25 protein-coding genes and 1 riboswitch are annotated in these 25,275 nt (G+C 72.2%); of the genes, 7 read left to right on the top strand and 18 right to left on the bottom strand.

The features are described from left to right. Nucleotides 1-136 precede the first annotated feature (136 nt). Both ABT034_RS13740 and ABT034_RS13735 read left to right on the top strand, forming a co-directional pair. Complete coding sequence (locus ABT034_RS13740; RefSeq protein WP_351214603.1) at nucleotides 137-1,111, top strand: hypothetical protein; 975 nt, start codon at nucleotides 137-139, stop codon at nucleotides 1,109-1,111. Nucleotides 1,112-1,169: 58 nt separating this feature from the next. Further along, complete coding sequence (locus ABT034_RS13735) at nucleotides 1,170-2,708, top strand: amino acid permease (RefSeq protein ID WP_351214601.1); 1,539 nt, start codon at nucleotides 1,170-1,172, stop codon at nucleotides 2,706-2,708. 28 nt (nucleotides 2,709-2,736) lie between these two features. On the opposite strand, the gene ABT034_RS13730 is transcribed toward ABT034_RS13735, so the two are convergent. Continuing rightward, nucleotides 2,737-3,492: a GntR family transcriptional regulator gene (locus tag ABT034_RS13730; RefSeq protein WP_351214599.1), complete on the bottom strand. Its 756-nt coding sequence runs from the start codon at nucleotides 3,490-3,492 to the stop codon at nucleotides 2,737-2,739. A 183-nt stretch (nucleotides 3,493-3,675) separates the two neighbouring features. Here ABT034_RS13730 and ABT034_RS13725 point away from each other — a divergent pair, with 183 nt between their 5' ends. Then, nucleotides 3,676-5,016: a DUF2252 domain-containing protein gene (locus ABT034_RS13725; RefSeq protein WP_351214597.1), complete on the top strand. Its 1,341-nt coding sequence runs from the start codon at nucleotides 3,676-3,678 to the stop codon at nucleotides 5,014-5,016. A 144-nt stretch (nucleotides 5,017-5,160) separates the two neighbouring features. Here the strand turns inward: ABT034_RS13725 and ABT034_RS13720 are convergent, their stop codons facing one another. Then, nucleotides 5,161-6,552 (bottom strand): FAD-dependent oxidoreductase, encoded by a 1,392-nt coding sequence (locus ABT034_RS13720; RefSeq protein ID WP_351214595.1) that lies wholly within the window; start codon nucleotides 6,550-6,552, stop codon nucleotides 5,161-5,163. Between the two features lie 198 nt (nucleotides 6,553-6,750). Between ABT034_RS13720 and ABT034_RS13715 the strand changes: the two genes are divergently transcribed. Continuing rightward, on the top strand, nucleotides 6,751-7,137 hold the full coding sequence (locus ABT034_RS13715; RefSeq protein ID WP_351214593.1) for an ATP-binding protein: 387 nt from the start codon (nucleotides 6,751-6,753) through the stop codon (nucleotides 7,135-7,137). Here ABT034_RS13715 and ABT034_RS13710 read toward each other — a convergent pair. The 13 genes from ABT034_RS13710 to ABT034_RS13650 all read right to left on the bottom strand — a co-directional run bounded on the left by ABT034_RS13710 (nucleotide 7,134) and on the right by ABT034_RS13650 (nucleotide 19,405). After that, nucleotides 7,134-7,766 carry a PadR family transcriptional regulator gene (locus tag ABT034_RS13710; protein ID WP_351214591.1) on the bottom strand — a complete coding sequence of 211 codons (633 nt, stop codon included), beginning with the start codon at nucleotides 7,764-7,766 and terminating at the stop codon, nucleotides 7,134-7,136. The two genes, ABT034_RS13715 and ABT034_RS13710, sit on opposite strands and share 4 nt — an antisense overlap. Before the next feature lie 32 nt (nucleotides 7,767-7,798). Next, nucleotides 7,799-9,814, bottom strand: coding sequence for an FAD-dependent oxidoreductase (locus tag ABT034_RS13705; RefSeq protein ID WP_351214589.1), 2,016 nt, complete (start codon nucleotides 9,812-9,814; stop codon nucleotides 7,799-7,801). Between the two features lie 117 nt (nucleotides 9,815-9,931). Next, nucleotides 9,932-10,801 carry an energy-coupling factor ABC transporter ATP-binding protein gene (locus ABT034_RS13700; protein WP_351214587.1) on the bottom strand — a complete coding sequence of 290 codons (870 nt, stop codon included), beginning with the start codon at nucleotides 10,799-10,801 and terminating at the stop codon, nucleotides 9,932-9,934. After that, nucleotides 10,798-11,547, bottom strand: a complete 750-nt coding sequence (gene cbiQ, locus ABT034_RS13695; protein WP_351214585.1) for a cobalt ECF transporter T component CbiQ — start codon at nucleotides 11,545-11,547, stop codon at nucleotides 10,798-10,800. The genes ABT034_RS13700 and cbiQ overlap by 4 nt, the downstream gene beginning before the upstream one ends. Nucleotides 11,548-11,553: 6 nt before the next feature. Continuing rightward, entirely contained in the window at nucleotides 11,554-11,985 is a 432-nt protein-coding gene (locus ABT034_RS13690; RefSeq protein WP_351214583.1) for an energy-coupling factor ABC transporter substrate-binding protein, read from the bottom strand. After that, entirely contained in the window at nucleotides 11,982-12,680 is a 699-nt protein-coding gene (locus ABT034_RS13685; RefSeq protein WP_351214581.1) for an energy-coupling factor ABC transporter permease, read from the bottom strand. Before ABT034_RS13685 ends, ABT034_RS13690 begins: the two co-directional genes overlap by 4 nt. A 29-nt stretch (nucleotides 12,681-12,709) precedes the next feature. Then, nucleotides 12,710-12,942, bottom strand: a riboswitch (cobalamin riboswitch). Nucleotides 12,943-13,005: 63 nt separating this feature from the next. Beyond that, on the bottom strand, nucleotides 13,006-13,434 hold the full coding sequence (locus ABT034_RS13680) for a PTS-dependent dihydroxyacetone kinase phosphotransferase subunit DhaM (RefSeq protein WP_351214579.1): 429 nt from the start codon (nucleotides 13,432-13,434) through the stop codon (nucleotides 13,006-13,008). Next, nucleotides 13,431-14,063 carry a dihydroxyacetone kinase subunit DhaL gene (gene dhaL / locus ABT034_RS13675; protein ID WP_502972910.1) on the bottom strand — a complete coding sequence of 211 codons (633 nt, stop codon included), beginning with the start codon at nucleotides 14,061-14,063 and terminating at the stop codon, nucleotides 13,431-13,433. Before dhaL ends, ABT034_RS13680 begins: the two co-directional genes overlap by 4 nt. Nucleotides 14,064-14,089: 26 nt before the next feature. Next, on the bottom strand, nucleotides 14,090-15,082 hold the full coding sequence (dhaK, locus tag ABT034_RS13670) for a dihydroxyacetone kinase subunit DhaK (protein WP_351214577.1): 993 nt from the start codon (nucleotides 15,080-15,082) through the stop codon (nucleotides 14,090-14,092). Nucleotides 15,083-15,517: 435 nt separating this feature from the next. After that, nucleotides 15,518-15,976, bottom strand: a complete 459-nt coding sequence (locus ABT034_RS13665) for a MaoC family dehydratase (RefSeq protein ID WP_351214575.1) — start codon at nucleotides 15,974-15,976, stop codon at nucleotides 15,518-15,520. Between the two features lie 70 nt (nucleotides 15,977-16,046). Further along, a complete protein-coding gene (locus ABT034_RS13660; RefSeq protein ID WP_351214573.1) occupies nucleotides 16,047-17,594 on the bottom strand; it encodes an acyl-CoA synthetase in 1,548 nt (515 codons plus the stop codon). Nucleotides 17,595-17,604: 10 nt separating this feature from the next. Further along, the gene (locus tag ABT034_RS13655; protein WP_351214571.1) at nucleotides 17,605-18,492 is read right to left on the bottom strand and encodes an amidohydrolase family protein; all 888 of its coding nucleotides are present in this window, start codon (nucleotides 18,490-18,492) and stop codon (nucleotides 17,605-17,607) included. A gap of 1 nt (nucleotide 18,493) precedes the next feature. Then, nucleotides 18,494-19,405: an SDR family oxidoreductase gene (locus ABT034_RS13650; protein ID WP_351214569.1), complete on the bottom strand. Its 912-nt coding sequence runs from the start codon at nucleotides 19,403-19,405 to the stop codon at nucleotides 18,494-18,496. 193 nt (nucleotides 19,406-19,598) lie between these two features. On the opposite strand from ABT034_RS13650, the gene ABT034_RS13645 reads away from it, so the two are divergent. Beyond that, entirely contained in the window at nucleotides 19,599-20,012 is a 414-nt protein-coding gene (locus tag ABT034_RS13645; protein WP_351214567.1) for a MarR family winged helix-turn-helix transcriptional regulator, read from the top strand. 60 nt (nucleotides 20,013-20,072) lie between these two features. Here ABT034_RS13645 and ABT034_RS13640 read toward each other — a convergent pair whose 3' ends face one another. Further along, on the bottom strand, nucleotides 20,073-20,534 hold the full coding sequence (locus ABT034_RS13640) for a DUF3237 domain-containing protein (protein WP_351214565.1): 462 nt from the start codon (nucleotides 20,532-20,534) through the stop codon (nucleotides 20,073-20,075). A 228-nt stretch (nucleotides 20,535-20,762) separates the two neighbouring features. On the opposite strand from ABT034_RS13640, the gene ABT034_RS13635 reads away from it, so the two are divergent. Next, nucleotides 20,763-22,409, top strand: coding sequence for an ABC transporter substrate-binding protein (locus ABT034_RS13635; RefSeq protein WP_351214563.1), 1,647 nt, complete (start codon nucleotides 20,763-20,765; stop codon nucleotides 22,407-22,409). Between the two features lie 29 nt (nucleotides 22,410-22,438). After that, a complete protein-coding gene (locus ABT034_RS13630) occupies nucleotides 22,439-23,887 on the top strand; it encodes an amidase (RefSeq protein ID WP_351214561.1) in 1,449 nt (482 codons plus the stop codon). A gap of 19 nt (nucleotides 23,888-23,906) precedes the next feature. Here ABT034_RS13630 and ABT034_RS13625 read toward each other — a convergent pair whose 3' ends face one another. Continuing rightward, nucleotides 23,907-25,130, bottom strand: coding sequence for an alpha/beta hydrolase fold domain-containing protein (locus ABT034_RS13625; protein WP_351214560.1), 1,224 nt, complete (start codon nucleotides 25,128-25,130; stop codon nucleotides 23,907-23,909). After that, nucleotides 25,127-25,273, bottom strand: a complete 147-nt coding sequence (locus tag ABT034_RS13620) for a DUF1427 family protein (RefSeq protein WP_351214558.1) — start codon at nucleotides 25,271-25,273, stop codon at nucleotides 25,127-25,129. The genes ABT034_RS13625 and ABT034_RS13620 overlap by 4 nt, the downstream gene beginning before the upstream one ends. Nucleotides 25,274-25,275 lie beyond the last annotated feature (2 nt).

Below are 25,275 nucleotides of genomic sequence, written 5' to 3'. Positions count from 1 at the left end.
GGAAAGAAAGTGGACCGGTCGCATCCAGCGCCCTCTATAGTGATCGCCGATCAACGGCCGGGACGCACGCCGGGGGACTGACCACCCCCTCCATCCACCGAGGACCCATGTCGCCCACACCACGCCCCACCCCCTGATGGCCGGACACGGCTTCCGGCCCGTCTACCACCCCGCGGGCCACGACCACGCCCTGCGCAACGCCGTCCAGGACTTACGCACCGGCCGCTGGGTGGCCATGGCGCGCCTCCTCGGCGAGACGGCGGACTGGGACAGCTGGACCCGGCGCACCCAGGTCCTCGCCGCCGTCGCCGCCGGCACCGACGTCATCCACACCTGGCGCGCCGAGCAGCCCGACAGCCCCGCCGCCACCGTGATGCACAGCCGTGTCGCCGTCGAGCGGGCCGTACGCGCGCACCGCGCCGGCCACGCCCGCACCAGGGAACTCTGGCAGGAGGCGGGGACCGCCTGCCGCGAGGCCGCCGATCTCGCCCCCGCCGACCCGGTGCCGTGGGTGGGCCTGCTCGCCCTCGCCGCACTCGACGTACGCCAGCGCATGGCCGAACACCGGCTCCCCCCGCCGGCCCCCATGCTGCCGCCCGGCCCCTGGGGCCTGCTCGCCGAGGCGGAGAAACGCGCCCCGCACAACCGCGAAGCGCACCACCGCATGCTGCAGTTCGTCTACGCCCGGCGCCCCGGGCCGCTCTCCGAGGCCGTCAACTACTGCCACTGGGCCGCCTCCAACGCGCCCGTCGGCTCCGCCCTGCACGTCCTCCCGCTCTATGTGCGCGTCGAGCGCTACCGGCGCGAGCGAGGCCACGAGCGCGCCCTCGACCTCCACTGGGTCGCGGAGGACGCCGTACGCGAGGCCCGGCGCGCCCTCGACTCCTGGTTCCTCTTCTGCGCCACCGACGACGCCTCCCTGCTCGACCTCAACCACCTGGCGCACGCCCTCTTCGGCGCCCTCCGCTTCGACGACGCGGCCCGGGTCTTCGACTCGCTCGGCCCGTACTACACGACGCCGCCGTGGGCGTACCGGACTCCCCACCCGGACGACCGCGCACTCGCCGAAGAGGTCTTCCTGCGCGCCCGCGCCCGCTGTCTCGGCGGCTGACGCCCCGGCACACCCCCTGTTTCCGGACTGCCCGCTCACCCCCGTCCCCGGAGGAACGATGTCACGCACGGCCGCCCCCACCGACGCGATACGCAAGCCGCCCCAGGCCGCCGCCCAGGACGAGGAGGCGCGGCTGAGAGAGCTCGGCTACCAGCCCGTCCTCGCCCGCCGTATGGGCGGCTTCGGCAACTTCGCGATCAGCTTCTCGGTCATCTCCGTCCTCTCCGGCTGCATGACCCTCTACGGCTTCGGCATGGGCACCGGCGGCCCCGCCGTCATGCTGTGGGGCTGGGTCGGCGTCGGCCTCTTCGTGCTGTGCGTCGGCCTCGCCCTCGCCGAGGTCACCAGCGCCTACCCGACCTCCGGCGCCCTCTACTACATGGCGGACCGGCTCGGCGGACGCCGCTGGGGCTGGTACACGGGCTGGCTGAACCTGCTCGGTCTGCTCGGCGCGATCGCCGGCATCGACTACGGCGCCGCGCTCTTCACCGGCGCCTTCCTCAACCTCCAGTGGGGCTTCGAACCCACCGCCGGCTCCACCTTCCTGATCTTCCTCGCGATCCTGCTGCTCCACGCCCTCCTGAACCTCTTCGGCGTCCGGCTGGTCAGCGTGCTCAACTCGATCAGCGTCTGGTGGCACCTGACGGGCGTGGCGGTCATCGTCGGCGCCCTCGCGTTCGTCCCCGACCGACACCAGTCCGCCGGGTTCGTGTTCACCGAGTTCGTCAACGACACCGGCTGGGCCAACCCCTTCTACGTCGCCGCGATCGGCCTGCTCCTCGCCCAGTACACCTTCTCCGGCTACGACGCCTCGGCCCACCTCTCCGAGGAGACCTCCAACGCCTCCGTCGCCGCCGCCAAGGGCATCGTCCGCGCCATCTGGGTCTCCTGGATCGCCGGATTCGCCCTGCTCGCCGGTCTGAGCTTCGCCATCCAGGACTACACCGCCACGCAGAACAGCGCCACGGGCGTCCCGCCCGCCCAGATCTTCCTGGACGCGCTCGGCACCGGCGGTGCCACCGCCCTGCTCCTCGTCGTCATCGTCGCCCAGCTCTTCTGCGGCAACGCCGAGGTGGCCGCCGCCAGCCGGATGGTCTTCGCCTTCAGCCGCGACAACGCCCTGCCGGGATCGGCGATCTGGCGCAAGGTCAGCGGACGCACCCAGACCCCGGTGCCTGCCGTCTGGCTCGCGGTGGCGGTCGCCGCGCTGCTCGCCCTCCCCTCTCTGTACTCCGCCACCGCCTACGGCGCCGTCACCGCGATCAACGTCATCGGCATCACGCCCGCGTATGCCATCCCGATCTACCTGCGGCTGCGCGCCGGCGACCGGTTCACCCCCGGCCCGTGGAGCCTGGGCCGCTGGAGCAAGCCGATCGGCTGGACGGCCGTCGTCTGGGTGGCGATCGTCACCGTGCTGTTCTGCCTGCCGCAGAAGGCGCCGGTGACGGTCGACACCATGAACTACGCCGTGATCGCGCTCGCCGTCGTCCTCGTCCTAGCCAGCGTCTGGTGGTACGTCGCCCGCCGCTCGTACGGGACACCGACGGCGTACGGCACCGCCCGCGAGGAGGCGGAGATCTCGGAGGGCATCGTCTGACGGGGTGCGGACCCCGCCGGGGGCGCCGTCATCCGCTGAACTCGTAGGTCCAGGCCGCCGACTGGGCCGAGAAGTCGATGTCCGTGATCTCCAGGGCGTGCCCGTGCTGATCGCTCACCACCCGGTGGACGAGCAGCCGGGCCGCGCCGCCGTCCGCCGCGGTGGCCGGGCCGGGCGGGACGGCGACCGACTCCCGGTGGGTGATCCGCAGCCCCGCCTGGTGCATCCAGTGGTAGAGCAGCCGCAGATCGGGCTGCTGGCTGCTGTCCCGGTAGCGGCGGTACCGGGACAGTTGGGGGATCTCGGTCAGCGCGGGCCGGGAGAACCACGACACCGCCCGCTGGAGCGCCGCGCCGTGCGGCCCGAGTACGACGTGCCGGTGCACGAGCGTCGGCTCGCCCGGTACGAGCAGCAGCCGCGCCGCGAGCGGGGTGGGCGGCGGCTCCCAGACGAGGGAGGCCCGCACCAGCGCCTCGGCCGCGCGGGGACCGCCGGGGAACGTCGGCCGGCGGGCCGTCAGGGCCGGGACGACGGGCTCGCCCCCGGCCGCGGCGGCGGCGAAGGTGCCGCGCCGGTCGGTGACCACGAGCCGTTCGTCGCGCAGGAGCTGGAGTGCGCTGCGTACGGTCTGCCGGTTGACGTGGTACCGCTGGGACAGGGAACGTTCCGAGGGGAGTCGGCTGCCGGGGGAGATGCGCCGGTGGGCGAGATCCTCGCGCAGCGCGGCGGCGACCCGGAGATAGAGCGGCGCCTCCGCCGGCGCTTCGGAATCGGGCTCGGCCATGATCAGACCCTCTCTTCGCTCAGCGTGACCGCATGGGCCGTGTGGGTGATCAATTCCTATCATTGGTCTAAACCATTTTGCTAGACCACTTCGGCAGAGTGGCCGAAACGAACGGCGCGCCTTGTAATGAGGTACCAGGTGGCGGGGACGAGACCGCGGCGGCGGAAGAGGCGGTGAGGCCGGATGACGACACCGTCGGAGCGCGCCGCACGGGGCAGAGCGGCCCGCAAACGCGTCCCCCGCTCCTCCCACGGCCGCTGGATACCCAGCGCCCAGCGCCCCCACCCGATCGACGTGCTCGAACGCCAGTCCCAGGACCGGCTGCCCGATCTCGTCCCCCTCCGCTACGGCCGGATGGCGGCCTCCCCCTTCGCCTTCTTCCGCGGCGCCGCCGCCGTCATGGCCGCCGACCTCGCCGCCCAACGCCACACCGGGCTCACCGTCCAGCTCTGCGGCGACGCCCACCTCCTCAACTTCGGGGTCTACGCCTCACCCGAACGGACGCTGCTCTTCGACGTGAACGACTTCGACGAGACGCTCCCCGGGCCCTTCGAATGGGACGTGAAGCGGCTCGCCGCCAGTGTCGCCGTCGCCGCCCTCCAGAACGGCAGCTCCCGGCCCAGGGCCCACCGGGCGGCCCTCCTGGCCACCGAGTCGTACCGGACGGCCGTGCGCCGCCTGGCCGGGCTCGGGGAGCTCGCCGTCTGGTACGAACGGATCGCCGCCGACGACCTCCTCGCCCTCGTCCACCGCGACGAACGCGCCCGCTTCGCCGACCGCCTCGCCCGCGCCCGCCGGCGCACCAGCCTCCAGGCCCTGGCCAAGCTGACCGAGGCCGACCCGACCGGGGTCCGGCACATCGTCGACGACCCGCCGCTCCTCGAACGCGCCACGGACATCGACCGGGTCACCCTCGGCAAGGTCTTCAGCGACTACCGCAGCTCGCTCGCCGAGGAACGGCGGATCCTCCTCGACCGCTACCGCTTCCGCGACGCCGCCCGCAAGGTCGTCGGGGTCGGCAGCGTCGGTACCCGCTGCTTCGTCCTCCTCCTCGAAGGCCGGGACGAGGACGACCCGCTCATCCTCCAGATCAAGGAGGCCGGCCCCTCCGTCCTGGAGACCTACCTCGCGCCGAGCGCGTACGGCCACCAGGGACGCCGGGTCGTCTGCGGCCAGCGGCTCATCCAGGCCGCGAGCGACATCTTCCTCGGCTGGATGACCGGCCCCGAGGAACGCCACTTCTACTGGCGCCAGCTGCGTGACATGAAGGGCTCCGCCGAGGTGGAGACCATGTCCCCGGCCGCGCTCAGGGACTACGCGCGGCTCTGCGGCCGAGCCCTGGCCCGCGCCCACGCCCGCACCGGCGACCGCATCGCGATCGCCGCCTACCTCGGCGGTTCCGACGTCTTCGACCGCGGTGTCGCCGACTTCGCCCTCGCCTACGCGGGCCAGAACGCCGACGACTACGCGGCGCTCGGCGCGGCCATCGCCGCGGGCATGGTGACGGCGGCGCCGGGGGCCTGAGCGGGGCGAGGGCCCCGGCGGTCCTCGGCGCCGGGCGCCCGAGTCCGCCGAGAGCCCCGGCGGCTCTGGCGCCGGGCAGCCCGGCGCGGGTCCTGAGCGGTCCTCGGCGCCGGGCGCCGGAGCCGCCGAGGGCCCGCCGCGGCCTCAGGCGTCGCGCCGCAGCGGTGGTCCCGCCGGCGTGTCCGCCACCGGGCCGAAGAGCACCGCCCGCGCCACCGGCGGCGCGAAGAGCGAGGTCAGCGGGGCGGTCAGGGTGAGCGCCGCACGGAACGGCGCCCCCACCACCGGATCGCCCGCAGCCCGCGTCTGCACCCGGCTCAGATACCAGCCGACCGCCTTGTCCAGTGCCCCGGGGCGGGCCGCGTCACCGGTCGCGCCGGGCATCTTCTTGTCGGCGCCCACCGAGATGTCCCAGGCCTGCCGCGAGGCGTCGAGCAGCGCGCGCTGCACCTGCCGGGTGGTCGGGGTGCGCCGCGGGTCGGCGAGCGCCCGCCGCAGCGCGACCGCGCTGAGCGCGGCGACCGCCATCCCCTGCCCGTAGATGGGGTTGAAGGCGCACAGCGCGTCGCCGGTGGCGAGGAAACCGGCCGGGCGGCGGCCCGGACGGTCGTACCGCCGCCGGATGTTGGCGGTCTTGCGGAACCCGTACACCGGGGACTCCGGCTCGGCCCGCGCCAGCCAGTCGCTGAGCACCGGATGCGGCAACCGCTTCGCGTACTCCTCGAACGCGCCCTCCTCCGTCGGCGGTTCGTCGCCGCGCAGCCCCGACAGGGTCACCAGGTGCCGCCCGTCGCCGAGGGGCAGCACGACACCGCCGTAGACCTGGGCCGGGTTGGGCACGATGTAGTAGCCGGTCGCGTCGGTCCCGTCGTCCTCGGCCGGAGCGCGGTAGACCCGGGTGCCGTACGCGAGACCGGTGTCGACGGTCTCCTCGTGCGGGGCCTCCGCGCCGATGCCCGCCAGCCAGTCCGCGGCCTTCGTGGACCGCCCCGAGGCGTCCACGACCAGATCGGCCGCGAGGGTCCGCGGCTGCTTGTCGGCCCCCGCGCCGCGCTCCCGCAGCCGTACGCCCCGGACGCGCGAGGAGTCGCCGGTCAGCCCCACCGTCTCCGTACCGTCGACCAGCTCGATCCGCGGGTCGGCGAGCACCCGCTGCCGCACCAGCCACTCCAGCTGGGGGCGCGGACCGGTGTAGAAGTGCGCGGTCGCCGCCGTACGGCGGAACCACCGGCCGTTCTGCCACTGGACCATGTCCTCGGGAACGCCCACCTTGGGCGCGCCGAGCGCGTGCAGCTCGCCCATGAACCCGGGGAGCAGCTCGTCGAGCGCCTGCTGCCCGCCGGCGATCAGGACGTGCAGGTGCCGGCCCTGCGGCACGCCGGGCCTCGCCTCCCGCCCGTCGGGAAGCCGGTCGCGCTCGACGACCGTCACCTTCTCCGCGTGCTCGGCCAGTACCCGAGCGGCAAGCAGCCCAGCGAGACTTCCCCCGATGACCACCGCGTGACGTGTCGCCCGGTGCCCCAAGTCGTCGGCCATACCCGCCCTTTCGTGTGGTGGAACTCCAACGGCCCAGTATCCACGCCGGTACGCGACCCGTCGCGTGCCGTCACCCGCACGCCGACCACGGCAGTACGGTTTCGGCCTTCCTGCTCGCGCGTGAATGGATGCCGGGCATCCGGGCAGAGGCGGGGACCGAGGCTGTCCAGAACCGAGGAAGGAGAGGGGAAGAGCGTCATGGCGGTCTCACGGCACCATGATCTCAAGGGCCCGGGGGCCGCTGCCCGAGCACGCCTGGAGGTGCACCGCCTCGCCGGTGACGCCTTGGTCGCCGGGCACCCCCTGCGCCGTACCACCGAGAACGACGCGGTCCTCGTCGTCAGCGAGCTGGTCACCAACGCCATCCGGTACGCCGACGGCGAGTGCACCCTGGACCTCGCCCTGGAAGGGGGCGGCATCGGCATCGACGTCCACGACCGCAACCCCGACCCGCCCCGGCCGAAAGCCCATGACCCCGGCAGGGAAGGCGGCTTCGGCTGGGGCATCGTCACACGCCTCGTCGACAGCCTGACCGTGCGCCGCGACGCGGACGGAAAGACCGTCCACGCGCACGTGGACAACTAGGGCGCGTCGGAAGTGGCCGCCGAAGACGTCTCCGACGGCGCCCCCGAGGGTGTTTCCCCAGGCGTCGCCGAAGGCGCCTCGTCCCCGCCCGACCCCGGCGCCCCCAGCTCCACCAGCGCGCTCCTCAGCCACTCCACCCAGAAGCGCTCCATGTCGATCCCGCCCCGCAGGACGAGATGGCGCAGCCGGTCGGGCTCCGTGCGGCGGCGCTCCGCCGGGAAGTCCCGGGTCTCGATCTCCAGGTACTCCGCCAGCTGCCCCTCGTGGAGGGCGAGGTGCCGGGAGAGTTCCGCGCGCAGCCCTGCCGCGCCGACCACGGCCGCCGCCCGCATCCGCAGCAGCAGGGCGGCCCGCATCGGCTTCGGGTCCTCGGACCTGGCGACCCAGGTGCCGAGTTCGGCGCGGCCCGCGGGCAGCACCTCGTACTCCTTGCGCTGCCCCCGTACCGGGACCGGGGCGGGCAGGGCACGGATGTGCCCCGCCTGCTCCAGCCTGCCCAGCTCGCGGTAGATCTGCTGGTGCGTGGCCGACCAGAAGTATCCGATCGACTTGTCGAAGCGGCGCGTCAGTTCGAGACCGGAGGACGGCTTCTCGAGCAGCGCGGTGAGGATCGCGTGCGGCAGGGACATGCACGCATCCTAGGAAAGGCCGGCCGCGCTGATCACAGCGTCGCCGCGAGCCGGGTGCCCTGGTCGATGGCCCGCTTGGCGTCCAGTTCGGCGGCGACGTCCGCGCCGCCGATCAGGTGCGCCACCCGGCCCGCCGCCACCAGCTCCTCGTACAGGTCGCGGCGCGGCTCCTGGCCGGCGCAGAGCACGATCGTGTCGACCGGCAGCAGCTGCGCCTCGCCGCCGATCGTGACGTGCAGGCCCTCGTCGTCGATGCGGTCGTACGACACGCCCGCCACCATGGCCACGCCCCGGTGCTTGAGCTCGGTGCGGTGGATCCACCCCGTGGTCTTGCCGAGGCCCGCGCCGACCTTGGTCTCCTTGCGCTGGAGCAGGTGCACCTGGCGCGGCGGCGCGGCGCGCTCGGGGGCCCGCAGGCCGCCCCGGTTCTCGTACGAGGTGTCCACGCCCCACTGGCGGAAGTACGTCTCGGGGTCCTGGCTCGCGCCCTCCCCGCCGTCCGTGAGGTACTCCGCCACGTCGAAGCCGATGCCGCCGGCGCCGATGATCGCGACGCGCTCGCCGACGGGTGCGCCGTCCCGCAGCACGTCCAGGTAGCTGACGACGCTCGGGTGGTCCACGCCCGCGATGGCGGGGGTGCGGGGGGCGACGCCGGTGGCGACGACGACCTCGTCGTAACCGTCCAGGTCGGTCGCCGCGACCGGGGTGCCGAGGCGTACCTCGACCCCGCGCTCGGCGAGCTGCACGCGGAAGTAGCGCAGCGTCTCGTCGAACTCGTCCTTGCCGGGGACCCGCTTGGCGATGTTCAGCTGCCCGCCGATCTCGTCGGCGGCGTCGAAGAGGGTCACGGCGTGGCCGCGCTCGGCCGCCGACACGGCGCAGGCGAGACCGGCCGGGCCCGCGCCGACGACGGCGATTCGCTTGGCGCGGCGGGTGGGGGAGAGGACCAGCTCGGTCTCGTGGCACGCGCGCGGGTTGACCAGGCAGGAGGTGATCTTCAGATTGAAGGTGTGGTCGAGGCAGGCCTGGTTGCAGCCGATGCAGGTGTTGATGGTGTCGGCGCGGCCGGCCGTGGCCTTGGCGACGAAGTCCGGGTCGGCGAGGAAGGGGCGGGCCAGCGAGACCAGGTCGGCGCGGCCGTCGGCGAGGATCTCCTCGGCGACCTCGGGGGTGTTGATGCGGTTGCTGGTGACGAGCGGTACGGAGACCGAGCCCATCAGCTTCTTGGTCACCCAGGTGTAGGCGCCGCGCGGCACGGAGGTGGCGATGGTGGGGATGCGTGCCTCGTGCCAGCCGATGCCGGTGTTGATGATGGTGGCGCCCGCGGCCTCGATCTCCTTGGCCAGTTGGACGACCTCCTCCAGGGTGGAGCCGCCGGGGACGAGGTCCAGCATGGAGAGGCGGTAGACGAGGATGAAGTCCTCGCCCACGCGCTCGCGGATGCGGCGGACGATCTCCAGCGGGAAGCGGACGCGGTTCTCGTAGGAGCCGCCCCACCGGTCGGTGCGCTGGTTGGTGGCGGCCGCGATGAACTCGTTGATGAGGTAGCCCTCGGAGCCCATCACCTCGACGCCGTCGTACCCGGCCTCCTTGGCGAGCTCGGCGCACCGGGCGTAGTCCTCGACGGTCTGCTCGACCTCGGCGTCGGTCAGCTCGTTCGGTACGAAGGGGCTGATGGGGGCCTTGAGGGCGCTGGGCGCGACGAGGGCGGGGTGGTACGCGTACCGACCGAAGTGCAGGATCTGCATCGCGATCCGGCCGCCCTCGGCGTGCACGGCGTCGGTGATCAGCCGGTGCTCGGCGACCTCGTCAGGGGTGGTGAGCTTGGCGCCGCCGTCCCAGGGACGGCCGGCGTCGTTGGGCGCGATGCCACCGGTGACGATGAGGCCCACGCCGCCCCGGGCGCGCTCGGCGTAGAAGGCGGCCATGCGCTCGAAGCCGTGCTCGGTCTCCTCGAGACCGACGTGCATCGACCCCATGATCACCCGGTTGGGCAGGGTGGTGAACCCCAGGTCGAGCGGGCTCAGCAGGTGCGGGTACGGGGTCATGCGGGCGCCTCCTCGCGCAGGAACGTCGACCTCAGTTGTAGGGGACCCCCTCCCGTTGTGCAACTAGTTGCAGAAGATCGGGGACGTGATATCTACTACTCGGTAGCAAAGGGGCTACTAGTCGGTAGCAACGGGCGTCCCCGCCCACATGTCCAGGTCTTCCGGCGTCCGAGGCTCCAGTGCGTCAGCGCCGAGCAGCCCCTGGGCACGGAGCAGCCGTGCCACAGCCGTACCCCAGGGGCGCCGCAGCCGGGCCGCGTCGAGCAGCGCGTCGTCCGCGAGCAGCTCGGCGACCGGGCCCGTACGCAGACCGGCGGGGGAGAGCACCGCCGCCTCGTCCGCCCAGCGCAGCGCCAGATCCACGTCGTGCGTCGCCATGAGCACCGTCGTACCGGACTCCCGGAGCCGCTGGAGCGCGTCGAGCAGCCGCTCCTGCCCGTGCGGGTCGAGCCCGGCCGTCGGCTCGTCCATGATCAGCACCCTCGGCCGCATCGCGACGGCCCCCGCGATCGCCGCCCGCTTGCGCTGCCCGTACGACAGCAGATGCGTCGGCCGGTCCGCCAGCGCCACGATGTCCAGCGCCTCAAGAGCCTCCTGGACCCGCAGCCGTACCGCTTCCTCGGGCAGCCCGAGGTTCGTCGGACCGAACGACACGTCCTGGCCGACCGAGGCCGCGAACAGCTGGTCGTCCGGATCCTGCGTCACCAGCTGCACGGTGGTCCGCAGCCGGGTCAGCCCCTTCCGGTCGTACGCCACCTCCGCCCCGTCCAGGAGCAGCGACCCGCTCCCGCAGCGCAGCCCGCCGCTGAGGAGCCGGAGCAGGGTGGTCTTGCCGCTGCCGTTGCGGCCGAGCAGCGCCACCGCGCGCCCCTCCGCCACCGAGAAGTCCACGCCCGACAGGACCGCCGGCCCCTCCTCGTAGGCGAAGCCCGCGTTCACCAGCTCCACCACGGGAGCCGCAGGGACCGAAGGCGTCGAAGACGTCACGGCAGGAACCTTTCCAGTACGAGGGTGAGGGCGACGAGCCCCGCGAGCAGCGCGCCCGTGGCGGCGAGGAACCGGCGGGACACCACGCACACGGGCACGAGCACCCGCAGCGTCCCGTCGTACCCCCGCCCGGCAAGACCCGACTGCAGGCGCTGCGCCCGGTCGAAGGCCCGCACGAACGTGGTCGCGCCGAGACCGGCGAGCGAACGCCAGGTCGCGGCCCGGGTGGTGTGCCCGAGCCGGGACGCCTGCGCCTGCCGGATCTTCGCCAGGGAGTCGAGCAGCAGGAAGATGATCCGGTACATCACGAGCGCCACGTCCACCACCGGCGCCGGCACCCCCGCCCGTACGAGCCGGGGCAGGACGTCGGAGACCGGCGTCGTGAACGCGAACAGCAGCACCCCGAGCGACGCCGACGCGGTCCGCAGGAGCAGCTCGACCGCCTGGACCGGGCCTCCGGGGGCGAATGCGACGAGCCCCCGCGCGCCGCCCACCTCGAAGAGCAGCGGGATCGCGCCCGTGACACAGAAACCGAGCGGGATGCGGAAAGCCCGCCACAGCGCCCGGCCCGGCACACCGGCCGGACCGAGCAGCACACCGAGCGTGGCCGCGGCCACGAGCACGGCCCCCGGCCACGGCGGCAGACAGACCGCGCACAGGGTCAGACCGAAGCCGAGCAGCGCCTTCTCGGCGGGATGGCGGCGGCGCCAGCGACTGCTGTGCGCCGCCGCGTCGATCGGCAGCATCGGCGGCTACGCGCCCCGCCGGTCGGCGGCCGAGCCTCCCGGCTCCTCGGCGCCGCGCCCGGTGACCGCGCGATCCGTGACGGCCGTGGCCTGGACGTCCGTGGTCTCGCCGTCCCCGTCCGTCCCGGTCGCCCCGGCGCGTGCGGCCCCCTGCCTCCGTCCCTTCCGCAGACCGAAGTAGTACGCCAGGACACCGGCGCCCAGCGCCGCCTGGAGGGCGAACAGGGCGGACTCGATCTCCCCGGACGGCGGCTCGTACAGCGGCGTGAACCACGGCTCGTAGTCCGGCTGGAGCTCGGTGATCGCGACCTCCGCCTCAGCGTCCGCCCCGGCGAACGGTTCCTCCTTGTGGTCCCCGAGCCCCAGCGCGAGCGGCAGGACCGCGAGCGCGGCGACGACGAGCAGCAACAGGGTATTGATCTTCGCGTTCCGGCTCATCGCGTGGCCGCCTCCTCGCGCCGCTTGGCCGTGCGCCCGCCGAGGACGCCGAGCCTGATCAGTTCGCCCTTGCTGGACTGCGCGAGCAGCCGCATCACGAGCACGGTCAGCAGGCCCTCGCTCACCGCGAGCGGAATCTGCGTCACGGCGAAGATCCCGCCGAACTTGGCGAGCGCACCGGCGATACCGCTCCCCGGGTCGGGGAAGGCGAGCGCCAGCTGCACACTGGTCACGCAGTACGTCGACAGGTCGGCGACGAACGCGCCGAAGAAGACGGCGACCATCAGGGGCGTACCGGACCGGCGCAGCAGCCAGTACGTCCCGTATCCCGCCCAGGGGCCGACGATCGCCATCGAGAAGACGTTCGCGCCGAGCGTGGTGAGCCCGCCATGGGCGAGCAGCAGGGCCTGGAAGAGCAGGGTGATCGTCCCAAGCACCGCCATGATCGGCGGCCGGAACAGGATCGCGCCCAGACCCGTGCCCGTCGGATGCGAGCAACTGCCGGTCACGGACGGCAGCTTGAGCGCCGAGAGGACGAAGGTGAAGGCGCCGGCGGCGCCGAGCAGAAGAGTGGACTCGGGGTTGGACCGGACCTCGCGGGTCAGCGCGCGGACCCCGTGGACGATGAACGGTGCGGACGCGACGCCCCAGGCGGCCGCGTGCACAGGGGGCAGATACCCCTCGGCTATATGCATGGTTGGGAGACCCTCTCCAGCACCTCGTGGATGGACAACGCACCCTGGCCGGTCTCCTGGCTGACGGTCATACGTCCGACTCCGCCTTCCCACACCACGACGGTCTCCCGTCGCGGTCCAGTGGCTTCCCCGAGGGTGGAACCCGCGGGGGTGGAGCCGGACCTCCCGATCACAGTGGCGAGGGCCGCACCGGTACTGCACCGGTTTCCCGAACACCAAGGCCCTGTGACACTAGTGCGTTGACCAGGTACATCACAACACGGTCGCCACCCGGTGCGGCTTCTCGCTCACTCCACGCAGTCGCTCCACGCGGTACTCCAGGCCGTCACACCTTGCGGTAGGCGTACGCCTCCGAGGCCGCCGCCGCCACCGCGTCGAGGTCGCCGCCCGCGCTCGCCGTGACCAGCGCGGCGACCGCGCCCTCGACGAACGGCGCGTCCACCAGACGGCAGCCGCCGGGAAGCTCGTCGCCCTCGGCGAGCAGCGCCTTCACGGTGAGCACCGCACTCCCCAGGTCGACCAGGACCGCCACCCCGGCGCCCCGGTCCGCGGCCTTCGCCGCCTCGCAGATCAGCTCGGAACTCGTCCCGAGCCCCCCGTCCGGGGTCCCGCCCGCGGGGACGACCGGCGCCAGGTCACCCCCGCCGGAGAGCCCGCGCGCAAGCTCGGCCACGGCGGTGGCGACGGCGGCGCTGTGCGAGACGAGCACGATGCCCACGGGCGCGGCCGCCGCGCCTCCGGTCGTGGCACTCATGACACCCCCTCCGTACGCGCGGTCGTCCGCGCGGTGTCGTCGAGCGCGGCGAACAGCAGCGCCGACGAGGTCGCCCCCGGGTCCTGGTGCCCCACCGACCGCTCGCCCAGATAACTGGCCCTGCCCTTCCGCGCCCGTAGCGGTACGGTCGCGAGGGCGCCTTCCTCGGCGGCGGCGCGGCCGGCCCCGTACGACTCCCGCAGACCCTCCACGGCAGGGACGAGCGCGTCCAGCATGGTCTTGTCGCCGACCTGGGCGCCGCCCAACTGCGAGACGGCCGCCACGCCGGAGCCGAGCGCCTCCGCCAACCGCGTGCGGGTCACCCGCTCGTCGTCGCCCAGCGTCTTGCCCGTACGGCGCAGCAGCGTGCCGTACAGCGGCCCCGACGCGCCGCCCACGGTGGAGATCAGCTGCCGTCCGGCGACGGTCAGCACCGCGCCCGGCGTGGCCGGCGGCTCCTTCGCCAGGGTCTCGGTGACGGCGGCGAACCCCCGCTTCAGATTGGCACCGTGGTCGGCGTCGCCGATGGCGGAGTCGAGCTCGGTGAGCCGGTCCGCCTCACGGTCGACGGCCTCGGCGACCGCGGCCAGCCAGCGCACCAGGAAGTCCGCGCCGAAGATCTCCGTCATGTCGGTCCCCTCTCCCATCCCTCGTCTCACCGGCCCCAGCGCAGCGCGGGCGTCTGCACGGGCGCGTCCCACAGGCGGAGGAGCTCCTCGTCGACCTCGCACAGCGTCACCGAGCAGCCGGCCATGTCGAGCGAGGTCACGTAGTTGCCGACGAGGGTACGGGCCACCGGCACGCGCCGCTCGCCGAGTACGCGCTGCACCTCGGCGTTGAAGCCGTACAGTTCGAGCAGCGGGGTCGCGCCCATGCCGTTGACCAGTGCGATCACCGGCCCGGAGGGTCGAAGGTCCTCGACGACGGCGTCGACGGCGAAGTCCGCGATCTCCCGTGAGGTCATCATCGGCCGCCGCTCACGACCCGGTTCGCCGTGGATCCCGACGCCCAACTCCAGCTCCCCGTCGGGGAGATCGAAGGTGGGGCTGCCCTTGGCGGGGGTGGTGCAGGCGCCGAGGGCCACGCCGAAGGACCGGGAGCGCGCGTTGACCTGGCGGGCGATCGCCTCCACCCGCTCCAGCGGGGCGCCCTCCTCGGCGGCGGCGCCCGCGATCTTCTCGACGAAGAGCGTGCCGCCGGTGCCGCGCCGGCCCGCCGTGTAGAGACTGTCCGTGACGGCGACGTCGTCGTCGACGAGGACCTTGGCGACCTGGATGCCCTCGTCCTCCGCGAGTTCCGCCGCCATCTCGAAGTTCAGGACGTCGCCGGTGTAGTTCTTGACGACGAACAACACCCCGGCGCCGCTGTCGACGGCCGCCGCGGCCCGCACCATCTGATCGGGCACCGGCGAGGTGAACACCTCCCCGGGACACGCGGCCGCGAGCATCCCGGGCCCCACGAACCCCCCGTGCAAGGGCTCGTGCCCGGACCCGCCGCCGGAGACCAGCGCGACCTTCCCCGCCACGGGCGCGTCCCGCCGCAGCACGACCCGCCGCTCGACATCGACGGTGAGCTCGGGATGCGCGGCCGCCATCCCCCGCAACGCGTCGGCGACGACGGTCTCCGGAACGTTGATGAGCATCCTCATGGCTGTCTCCTCGGCATTCGAGCGGAAGGGCCTTTGACTCGTGTCTTCGCAGATCAGGAGGTGTTCTCAGGATGGATGATCTCGGCGCTGCACGGCGGCTGGAAGCGCCGTCTGTCGGTGCTGATGCTGACTTCAGTGATGGAGCGTCAGTACAGTGCGTCGCCTTGATGGGCGGCGATGGAGACTCCCGGCTCGGACGATATCGACATTGCCGCAGCAAAGAGCATGTCGGCAAGACTCATTCCTGCGAGTGTCTTCCTGTCACACCAGATGGCACCAGAAGACCGCCATACTCTCAACGACGCTTGCGTCCGTCCGGTGCCCCCATCAGCATGCGGCCGGGGCCCGCAAGCAGGGCGACCTGCGGACTTCGAAGACAATGCGCTCAGCGAGACCGTGTGGACGGCTCCCGACCGGATTCGCATGACCACCCGGTCAGGCGTAGTGGCGGTAGACGGCCTGGGCGACGCAGGCCGGCTTGGCGCTGCCGTCGACCTCGACGGTGAACGTCAGCGGCATCTGCACGCCGTTGCCCTTGACCTCCTCCACCGTGCCGACGACACCGTGCAGGCGGACCTTCGCGCCGACGGGGACGGGACTGGGGAAACGGACCTTGTCCAGGCCGTAGTTGACGCTCATCTTGGTGCCGGAGATGGTGAGCAGCTCCCCGAAGAGCGGAATGATGAGGGAGAGGGTCAGATAGCCGTGGGCTATGGGGCCGCCGAAGGGGCCGCCCTTGGCCTTCTCCGGGTCGGTGTGGATCCACTGGTGGTCGTCGGTGGCGTCGGCGAAGGTGTTCACCCGGTCCTGGGTGATCTCGAGCCATTCGGTGCGGCCGAGATCGGCTCCGCTGAGGGACTTGAGGCTGTCGAGGCCGTGGGCGGTGGTGGGCATGGAGGGGTTCCTCTCGGTGGCGGAGGCGACGTGTCGGCGTGGCCTCTGAGAGCGTGGTGGTCGACGTGGGTCACGGGTGGGTGCGTTCGGCGGGACCTGCCGCGTAGGCGTCGCGTACGCCGGGCTTGATGATCTTCCCGGAGGCCGTACGGGGCAGCGCGTCGGTCACGACGAGCGATGTGGGGATCTTGTACTTGGCAAGCCGGCCGTGGAGGTGGCCGAGGATGCCGTCCTCGTCGGCGCGGACGCCGGGTTCGAGGACGACGACGGCGCGGCCGACCTCGCCCCAGGTGGGGTCCGGCACTCCGATGACCGCGCACTCGGCGACGGCGGGATGGGAGAGGAGCGCGTCCTCCACCTCCGCCGGGTACACGTTCTCGCCGCCCGAGACGAACATGTCCTTGATTCGGTCGACGATGTACGTGTAGCCCTCGGCGTCGGTCCTGGCGACATCGCCGGTGCGCAGCCAGTGGCCGTCCGCGAAGGCGGCCTCCGTGTCCTCGGGCCGTCTCCAGTAGCCGCTCATGACGTGGGGGCCGTGTACGAGGATCTCGCCGCGCTCGCCGGGTCGGGCCTCGCTGCCGTCCGGCAGGACCACGCGGGTGTCGGTGAAGAAGTGCGGGACGCCGGCGGAGCCCGCCTTGGCCGAGGTCTGCTCCCGGTCCAGGAAGAGCACGCCCGGGGACGCCTCGGTCATGCCGTAGCCCTGGCTGAAGGCCAGGCCGCGATCGAGGTACGCGGCGATGGTGCGGGCGGGCACGGGGGCGCCGCCGCAGTTGAGGGTGCGCAGGCTGGACAGGTCCGTGCTCTCCCAGCGGGGCCGGGCGGCCATCGCGTCGTACATCGTGGGGACGCCGAACATGTACGTCACGCCCAGGTGCCCTATCAGTTCCAGGACGCGCTCGGCGTCGAAGGCGCCGAGCAGGACCACCCGGCCGCCCTTCAACAGGGTCGGCAGACAGGTCATGTTGAGCCCGGCGGTGTGGAACAGCGGGGCGGCTACGAGGGTGACCTCGTCGCCGGACAGGTCGGTGTCGACGAGGACGTTGACGCTGTTCCAGGTGATGTTGGCGTGGGAGAGGACGGCGCCCTTGGGACGGCCCGTAGTCCCGGAGGTGTACATGATCATGCACGGATCCTCGGGTGCCACGGGCTCGTCCAGGGCCTCCGTCCCCGCGCCGGCGAGCATCTCCTCGTAACCGAGGGCGCCGTCCTCGTCAGGGCCGGTCAGCGCGATGCGACGGCTCAGGTCCGCCTCGGCCGTCGCGACCCTGGCCCTCTCCTCCTGCTCGGGCCCGTGGACGAGGACGGTGCTGCCCGAGTCGGTCAGGTTGTACGCCAGTTCCGGCGCCGCGAGCCGGGTGTTGAGCGGGACGAAGATCGCTCCCAGGGAGCCCGCGGCGAACAGGGTCTCCAGGAACGCCGGGTGATTGGGCCCGAGGTACGCGATCCGGTCCCCCCGCGCCACGCCCAGTGCCCGCAGGGCGTGGGCGAGACGCAGGACGCGCTCGTGCAGCTCGCGGTAGGTCAGGGTGCGGGTGTCGTGGACGACGGCCACGCGGTCGGGTGTCTTGCGAGCCCGGCGCGCCGGCCAGGAGCCGATGCCTTGGTTCAACACGGCGTCTCCTTCAGTCCCTGGTCAGGCCGAGCAGGCGGGCGGCGTTCTCCTTGAGGATCTTCGGCCGGACCTCGGGCTTGATGTCGAGCTTCTCGAAGTCCGCGAGCCAGCGGTCGGGGGTGATGACGGGGTAGTCGGAGCCGAAGAGGACCTTGTCCTTCAGCAGCGTGTTCGCGTAGCGCACGAGCTGCGGCGGGAAGTACTTCGGCGACCAGCCGGACAGGTCGATGTACACGTGCGGCTTGTGGGTCGCGACGGCCAGGGCCTCGTCCTGCCAGGGGAAGGACGGATGGGCGAGGATGATCCGCAGTTCGGGGAAGTCGACGGCCACGTCGTCGACCAGCATCGGGTTCGAGTACTTCAGCCGGATGCCGCCGCCGCCCGGCACGCCGGCGCCGATGCCGGTCTGGCCGGTGTGGAACAGCGCGGGCACGCCGAGTTCCTCGATGGCCTCGTACAGCGGGTGGGCGAGCGGGTCGTTCGGGGAGAAGGCCTGGATGCTGGGGTGGAACTTGAAGCCGCGGACGCCGTACTCCGTCACCAACCGCCGGGCTTCCCTCACACCCGCGCGGCCCTTGTGCGGGTCGATGCTGGCGAAGGGGATGAGGACGTCGGCGTTGGCGGCGCAGCTCTCGGCGATCTCCTCGTTGGATATCCGCGGGTGGCCGGTGGCGTGTTCGGCGTCGACGGTGAACACCACGGCGGCCATGCTGCGTTCGCGGTAGTGGCCGGCCATCTCCTCGATGGTCGGCTGCCGGTGGCCGTGGGCCTTGAAGTACTTCTCGGAGGCTCCGAACAGCTCCGGGCTCAGGGCCCCGTGACCGTCCTTGGACACCTCCGCGTGGGTGTGCATGTCGATGGCGGTGAGCCGGTCGAGGTCGAGCGCGAGGTCGGTCATGTCACGCCTCCGGGGCCTGCGGCGCGGGGACGCCGTAGGTCTCGGGCTCGGCTCCGACGCCGTCCGGCCACTCGGCGGCGATGGCGTCGGCGCTCCAGCCGCCCTCGGCGAAGGCGACCGCCTTCTCCTTGGGGTGTGCCCACAGGGCCAGCCGGTCGCCGCCGATGCCGATCGCCTGCCCGGTGACTCCGTCGGAGTCGTCCGAGGCCAGGAAGGTGATCAGTGCGGCGACGTCCTCGACGGTGCCGAGGCCTTCGTCCTTGCGCAGCCAGTCGGGCAGCGGCTTGCCGGTGCGCTCGGACTCCTCGATGACCGGGGCGAAGGCGGGGATGGTCTTGGTCATATCGGTGGCGGCGACCGGCACGACGGCGTTGACGGTGATGCCGACTCGCCCCAGTTCCAGGGCCCAGGTGCGGGCCATGGCGACGATGCCCGCCTTGGCGGCGGCGTAGTTGGTCTGGCCGAAGTTGCCGCGCTGCCCGGCGGGCGAGGAGATCAGGACGAGCCGGCCTCCGGTGCCCTGTTCGCGCATGCGGACCGCGGCCGCGCGGGCGCAGGTGAAGGTGCCGCGGAGGTGGACGCGGACGACGTCGTCGAAGTCGTCGTCGGTCATCTTCCACAGCACGCGGTCGCGGAGGATGCCGGCGTTGGTGACGAGCACGTCCAGGCGCCCGAACTCCCGTACCGCCGCGTCGACCAGCTCCTGCGCCGCCGCGCTGTCGCCGACCGCCGCGACGACGCCGGTCGCCCTGCCGCCCTCGGACGTGATGGAGGTGACGGCGGCGTCGACGACGGTCTTGTCGACGTCGTTGACGACGACGGCGGCGCCGGCCGCGGCGAGGGCCTGGGCGTACGCCAGGCCGAGACCGCGTCCGCTGCCGGTGACGACCGCGACCTTGCCCTGAAGATCCATGAGAGGTGCCTCTCGTACGTAGCGGAGGGGGAATGCCGAAACGCCGGCACGAGCCGGGATCGACAGGAATCCTGATGAACGTCAGTCTGGGTATCAACAGGATTCCTGTCAATGTTTTAGAGTGAGGGGCACCGCCTCTCCGGCGGCGGCGACATGACCCGCCCCCACGCGGACGATCACCACGGGAGACGACGTGAGCACCTCACTGCTCTACCTGCTCAAGAGGACGGAGCTGGCGGTGCGCGCCCGCTTGGAGGAGCTGCTCAAGCCCGCCGGGATCACGGCGTTGCAGTACACCGCCCTGACGGTGCTGGAGCGGCACGACGGCATCTCCGCCGCCCAGCTCGCCCGCGACTCCTTCGTCACCGCCCAGACGATGGCCGACATGGTCCGCTCACTGGAGAGCCGCGGCCTGATCCGCCGCGAGCCCAACCCGGCCAACCGCCGCGAACGCCTCATCCTGATCGCCGCCCCGGGGCAACGCCTGCTCGCCGAGTACGCCGAGCCGGCCCGCGCGCTGGAGGAGCGCATGGTGGCCGACCTGACCGCGGAGGAGATCGGCGTACTCCGGGAGGCCTTGGTCACCACATGGCGATCCCTGTCCTAGCCGGGGGGCGGCTGCCGCGCCGTGGTCCGCGCGGACCTCGCGCGGACCACGGCCGGACCCCTACTTGAGCGCGTACATGCGGATGACCACGGCATCGTCGCCGTCCGGGCGGGCGAGCCCGACGAAGACGGTTTCCGTGAGCCAGCGGTGGGCGGGGGCGTCCGTGCGGAAGACCGGCGACGTGCGGTAGTAGTGGCCGGCCTCGGAGACCTGCACCTCTCCGTCGAACTGGTCCGGGGTGTCGGCCTTGGGTCGGTAGTAACCGCGGTTGACGATGTCGATCACGGCTCCGTCCTCCGCCTGGAGCAGGTAACGGGCCTCCAGCTCACACACCTCCCCGCGCGTGCTGCTCCAGTCGCCTCCGCCGGGAAGGACCGTCCCGCGCAAGCGGGGGCCCTCCACGACGCCCCCGGTGATGGGGGTGAATTCGGTGACCTCTCCGTCACCGTTGCCGATGTGCAGCGTTTCGGACACCTCGGCGCGGATCTCGAACACGAAGTCGAGGGCGGGAGTGAAGGGCATGGTGGTTCTCCGCTTCTGTGAGAGGGCGGCGCACCCGAAGTCCCGATGCGATCCGGCCACGTCTTGCTCTTGACGCGTTAGCTCACCAGATGCAAGCGTGACATGCAACAACGTTATATGACGTTCGTTTACGACGGCTCGTCGGCGTGTCCCATCTCTCCCCCCGTGTCGAGCGTCCCCTTCTCTCTCCTCACTCCTCTCGACTCCCCTCGGCAAGGAGCATCAGCTATGGCTGCGAAGAAATCGGTGCTGGCGTTGCTCACGAGCGTGGGACTGCTGGCCGCCACGGCCTGCACCAGCTCGTCGAACGGAAACGGCACCATCCCCAAGCCCGGCCGTCTGACCACCACCACGGCTCCCGGAACCGCCGAAGTGGACCGGATCACCTGGGCCCTGCCCTACGGTGAACCGACGACCCTCGACCCCGCGAAGATCGGCGACTACTCGCCCCAGACGGTCGAAGCCAACCTCTGCGACACCCTGACCCGGATGAACGCGGACTTCTCCCTGAGCCCCGGCCTCGCCCAGAAGGTCACCTGGGCCGATGGCCGCACTCTGGTTCTCGACCTCCGTCCCGGCGTGACGTTCTGGGACGGCTCGCCCATGGCACCCGAGGACGTGATCCACAGTCTGGAGCGACAGCGCGACCCGAGGACGCAGGCCCTGTACGGGAACTACCTGTCTGCCGTGACCTCGATCAAGGCCACCGGCCCCCACCAGGTGACACTGCGGACCAAGGGGTACGACCAGACGCTCCCCAAGGCACTCGCCACGTCGTTCGGTGCGGTCAGCCAGAAGGCGTACACCGAGAAGGCCGGCCCCGCCTACGGGACCGCCAATGGCGGCTTGATGTGTACGGGGCCGTTCAAGCTGGGCTCCTGGAAGACCGGCAACGGCATCACCCTGGAACGCAACGACGCCTACTGGGACACCAAGCTCAAGCCGAAGGCGAAGCGGGTCGCGTTCCAGTTCATCACCAACAACAACACACTCACCAGCGCGCTGCTGTCCGGCGAAGTGGACGGCACCTACGAGCTGCCGCCCAGCAGCGCCACCGCGCTCGGCAAGGCCGGGAACGGCGCTGTGCACCTCGGCCCGTCGACCCAGAACGTCCTGCTGATTCCCGCGCATGCCGAGTCGCCCGCGGCCGACCGGAAGCTGCTGGACGCCCTGTCCCTGGTCATCGACCGCGACGCGCTGATCAGGAACGTCTTCGGCGGTGACGCCACCACCCTGAAGTCGCTCGTGCCTCCGCTGACCTGGCGCGGGGACAAGGCCGCCGCCCAGTTCGACGCCGCCTACGCGGCACTGCCCGACGTCCCGAAGCCGGACGCGGACAAGGCGAAGGAGCTGGTCGCGCAGGCCCGCCCCCTCTCGCATCCGCTGGTGGCCGCCATCCCCGCCGGGGACCAGCGCGGACTCCAGGCGCTGACATTCATCCAGGCCGCGGCGAAGAAGATCGGTGTCGACATCGGGATCAAGCAGCTCCAGCCCACCGAGATGTCCTCGCTCTTCTACGACCCCTCGGTCCGCAAGGGTCTCGACCTCATCCTCACCTTCGGCTACGTCACGATGCCCGACCCGTCGTCCTACGTGGCCGAGAGCGTCACCCCCCGCGGCCTCTTCAACTGGACGGGCTACGACAACCCCGAGGTGACCCGGCTGCTCGACCAGGCCCGTACCTCCTCCGACCCCGCGGCTTCGGCCAAGGCGTACGCCGAAGCCCAGGCCCTGTTCACCCCCACCACCCCGGCCGTGTTCCTGGCCAGCACGCACGAGCGGATGTTCATGAACGAGCGCATCAGCGGTGCGCCGACGTCGTTCGCGTACATGGGCATGCCGTGGGCCGCCTACCTCGGCGGCACCGGCAAGTGACCACCACCCCTTCGAATCAGGAGACGACGATGACCGACACCACCAGCGGCAGCCCGTTGTGGGACCACTCCGCTGCCGAACTGGCCGCCGGCATCCGCGCGAAGACGTTCTCCGCGACCGAGGTCGCCGAGGCGTTCCTCGCGCGCATCGAGGAGACCAACCCGGCGCTCAACGCCCTCGTGGACATCCGGCCCGAGGAAGCCCTGGCCCAGGCCGCCGCCGCCGACGCCGCGGTCGCGGCCGGCGGGGACCTGCCCCCGTTGCTCGGTGTCCCGGTGTCCACGAAGATCAACACCTCGCAGCGCGGACACGTCAGCTCGCACGGCGTCCCGGCCTGGGCCGGCGCCGTGGCCCAGGACGACGCCGTCTGCGTCGCCGGCCTCCGCGAGGCCGGTGCGACCCTGATGGGCCGCAGCAACAGCCCGGCCTTCGCCGTCCGCTGGTTCACCGGAAACGACCTGCACGGCACGACGCTCAACCCGTGGGACCCCGGCCGCACCCCCGGCGGGTCCTCCGGGGGCGCCGCAGCGTCGGTCGCCGCCGGCATGACGCCCATCGCGCAGGGCAACGACATCGGCGGCTCCGTCCGCTTCCCCGCCTACTGCTGCGGCGCCGTCGGCCTGCGCCCCACCATGGGACTCGTCTCCGGGGTGGAACCGCGCGGCGCGGAGGAGTTCGACAGCCCGCTGTCCTTCCAGACCATGGCGGTCCACGGGCCGCTCGGCTGGACCGTCGACGACGTCCGGCTCGGCCTGCACGCCATGGTGAGCCCGGACCTGAACGACCCCGTCGGCCTCCCGGTACGCCCGCCGCTGGGTGAGCCCGGCCGGGTCAAGGTCGCCGTCGTCCGCGACGCCGGCGGCGCCAAGCCGCATCCCAGCGTCAACGCAGCCATCGACGACGCGGCCCGGTGGCTCAGCGAGGCCGGACACGAGGTGGAGGAGATCGAGCTTCCCCTTCTCGGCGAGGCCGCCCGGTTGTGGTCGCTTCTGCTCTACCAGGAGCTGAAGACGATGATGTCCGAGATCGAGCGGTTCGGTGACGACACCGTACGCGTCTCGCTCGCCGCCTCGTTCACCGCCGCCGCGGAGACCTGGGGCGAGCAGCCCACCCTCACCGACTACATCCGGGGCTACGCCCGCCGCGGCACTCTCATCAGCCGCCTCCAGCAGTTCCTGGGCCAGGACCGGATCGTGCTGACGCCGGTCTGCGCCGAGCCCCCGTTCGAGCAGGACGCCGACCTCGCCGGCGACACCCGGGTAAGCGAACTCCTGGCCGCGCAGTGGCCGATGCAGGCCGTCCCCGTCCTCGGGTTCCCCGCCATCTCCGTACCGACCGGACTGCGCGACGGACTGCCCTCCGGCGTCCAGCTGATCGGCGGACGTTTCCAGGAGGACCTGCTGCTCCACGTCGCCACGGCGATCGAGGCACGCGCCACGCGCACCAGGCCGACCCTCTCCTGGGCGCAGTCCGGCTGACCGCCTGGAGCCGTGCCGGTCACCCCGGACTGAATGATCGACCCGAGCATGAACCGTCCTGAGTCGCGCAGCCTACGGGAGGAAGCGGGCCCGCGGTGCAGGCGTGGGCGAAGTCCAGGGACGCGGTGAAGCACCGCTCCACTCCGTCATCCGCCAGACCCGCCCAGCCGTGGTCGGCGCCGGGTACGGGCCGGAAGTCGACACCGGCGCCCATCTGACGCAGCGCGGCTGCCAGTTGCTCGCCTTGGGCGAGCGGGATGAGCGCGTCCTCGGCGCCGTGCAGGACGAGGAACGGCGGCGCGTCGGCGTGCACGTGGGCGACCGGGCTCGCGGCGCGGGCCAGGTCCGGCGCGTCGGCGATCGCCGCTCCGATCAGCAGGGCTTCACGGGTGCTGGGGTCGGCGGCGTCGTAGGCGCCGGGCTGGCACTGGCCGGGCAGGGTGGTCAGGTCGGTGGGCCCGTACCAGGCGACGCAGCCGCTCAGGGGAGCGGTGAGGGCGAGCAGGGCGGCGAGGTGGGCGCCGGCCGACTCGCCCCACGCCACGGTCCGGCGCGTGTCCAGGCCGATCTCGTCGGCTCGGGCGTTCAGCCATCCCAGAGCCGCCGTCGCGTCGTCGAGCTGGGCCGGATGGACGGCCTCGCCGCTCAGTCGGTAGTCGACGGAGGCGACCGCGAACCCGGCCTGTGCGAGACGGGCGAAGGGGCCCGGGTCCCAGTGGCGGAAGCGTGGCCCCATCTCCGTACGCGTGCCCGCGCGCCAGCCCCCGCCGTGGAGGTAGAGGACGACCGGCAGGGGGCCGTGCGTCTCGTCGGGCAGCCACAGATCGAGTTCGAGCGGCCGGACGCCCGCACGGTAGGCGTACGGGACGCCGCGCAGCAGCCGCACGCCGGGGGAGGGGTGAGCGGCGGGCGGCAGCGGCAACCGCTCGGGGGCCGGCGGGGCCAGGAACGCGGCGAGGTCGGGTGACAGCGACATGGGTGCCTCTCTGGGCGCGGCTTGATCGGGGCGGGCGGACAGCCGGGATCGGTGACGTGGGCGGCGACGGGCCAGTCGGACGCGGAACGCCGTGGCCGCGCGCTCGCCGATGCCGACGCCCAGCAGCCCGGCCAGGCCCAGCAGGGTCGGCGCGGGCGCGGTGAGCCCAAGTCCCCAGCACGCGGCGCCCATCGCCGTCCCGGCGGTGAAGGAGACCGTGGCCCGGCGGGCGAACCGGGACAGGCGCAGTCGGCGCGGGTCGGTCACAGCGCCCCGAAGGCGCTCTGCCCGGCAACCATCCCGAGCAGGCCGAACAGCGCGACGAGCGGGGGAGCCGGGGCCTTGACCCGCAGCGCTACGTAGAGGACACCGACCAGCACCCCGGTCGAGAACGTCTGGACGTACGGCACGG

Origin of the sequence: Streptomyces sp. NPDC002773 (genome assembly GCF_040295605.1) — a bacterium.
Lineage (GTDB): Bacteria > Actinomycetota > Actinomycetes > Streptomycetales > Streptomycetaceae > Streptomyces.
Note: the sequence above shows the minus strand (reverse complement) of the source record. Positions and strands in the feature narration are given on the sequence as shown.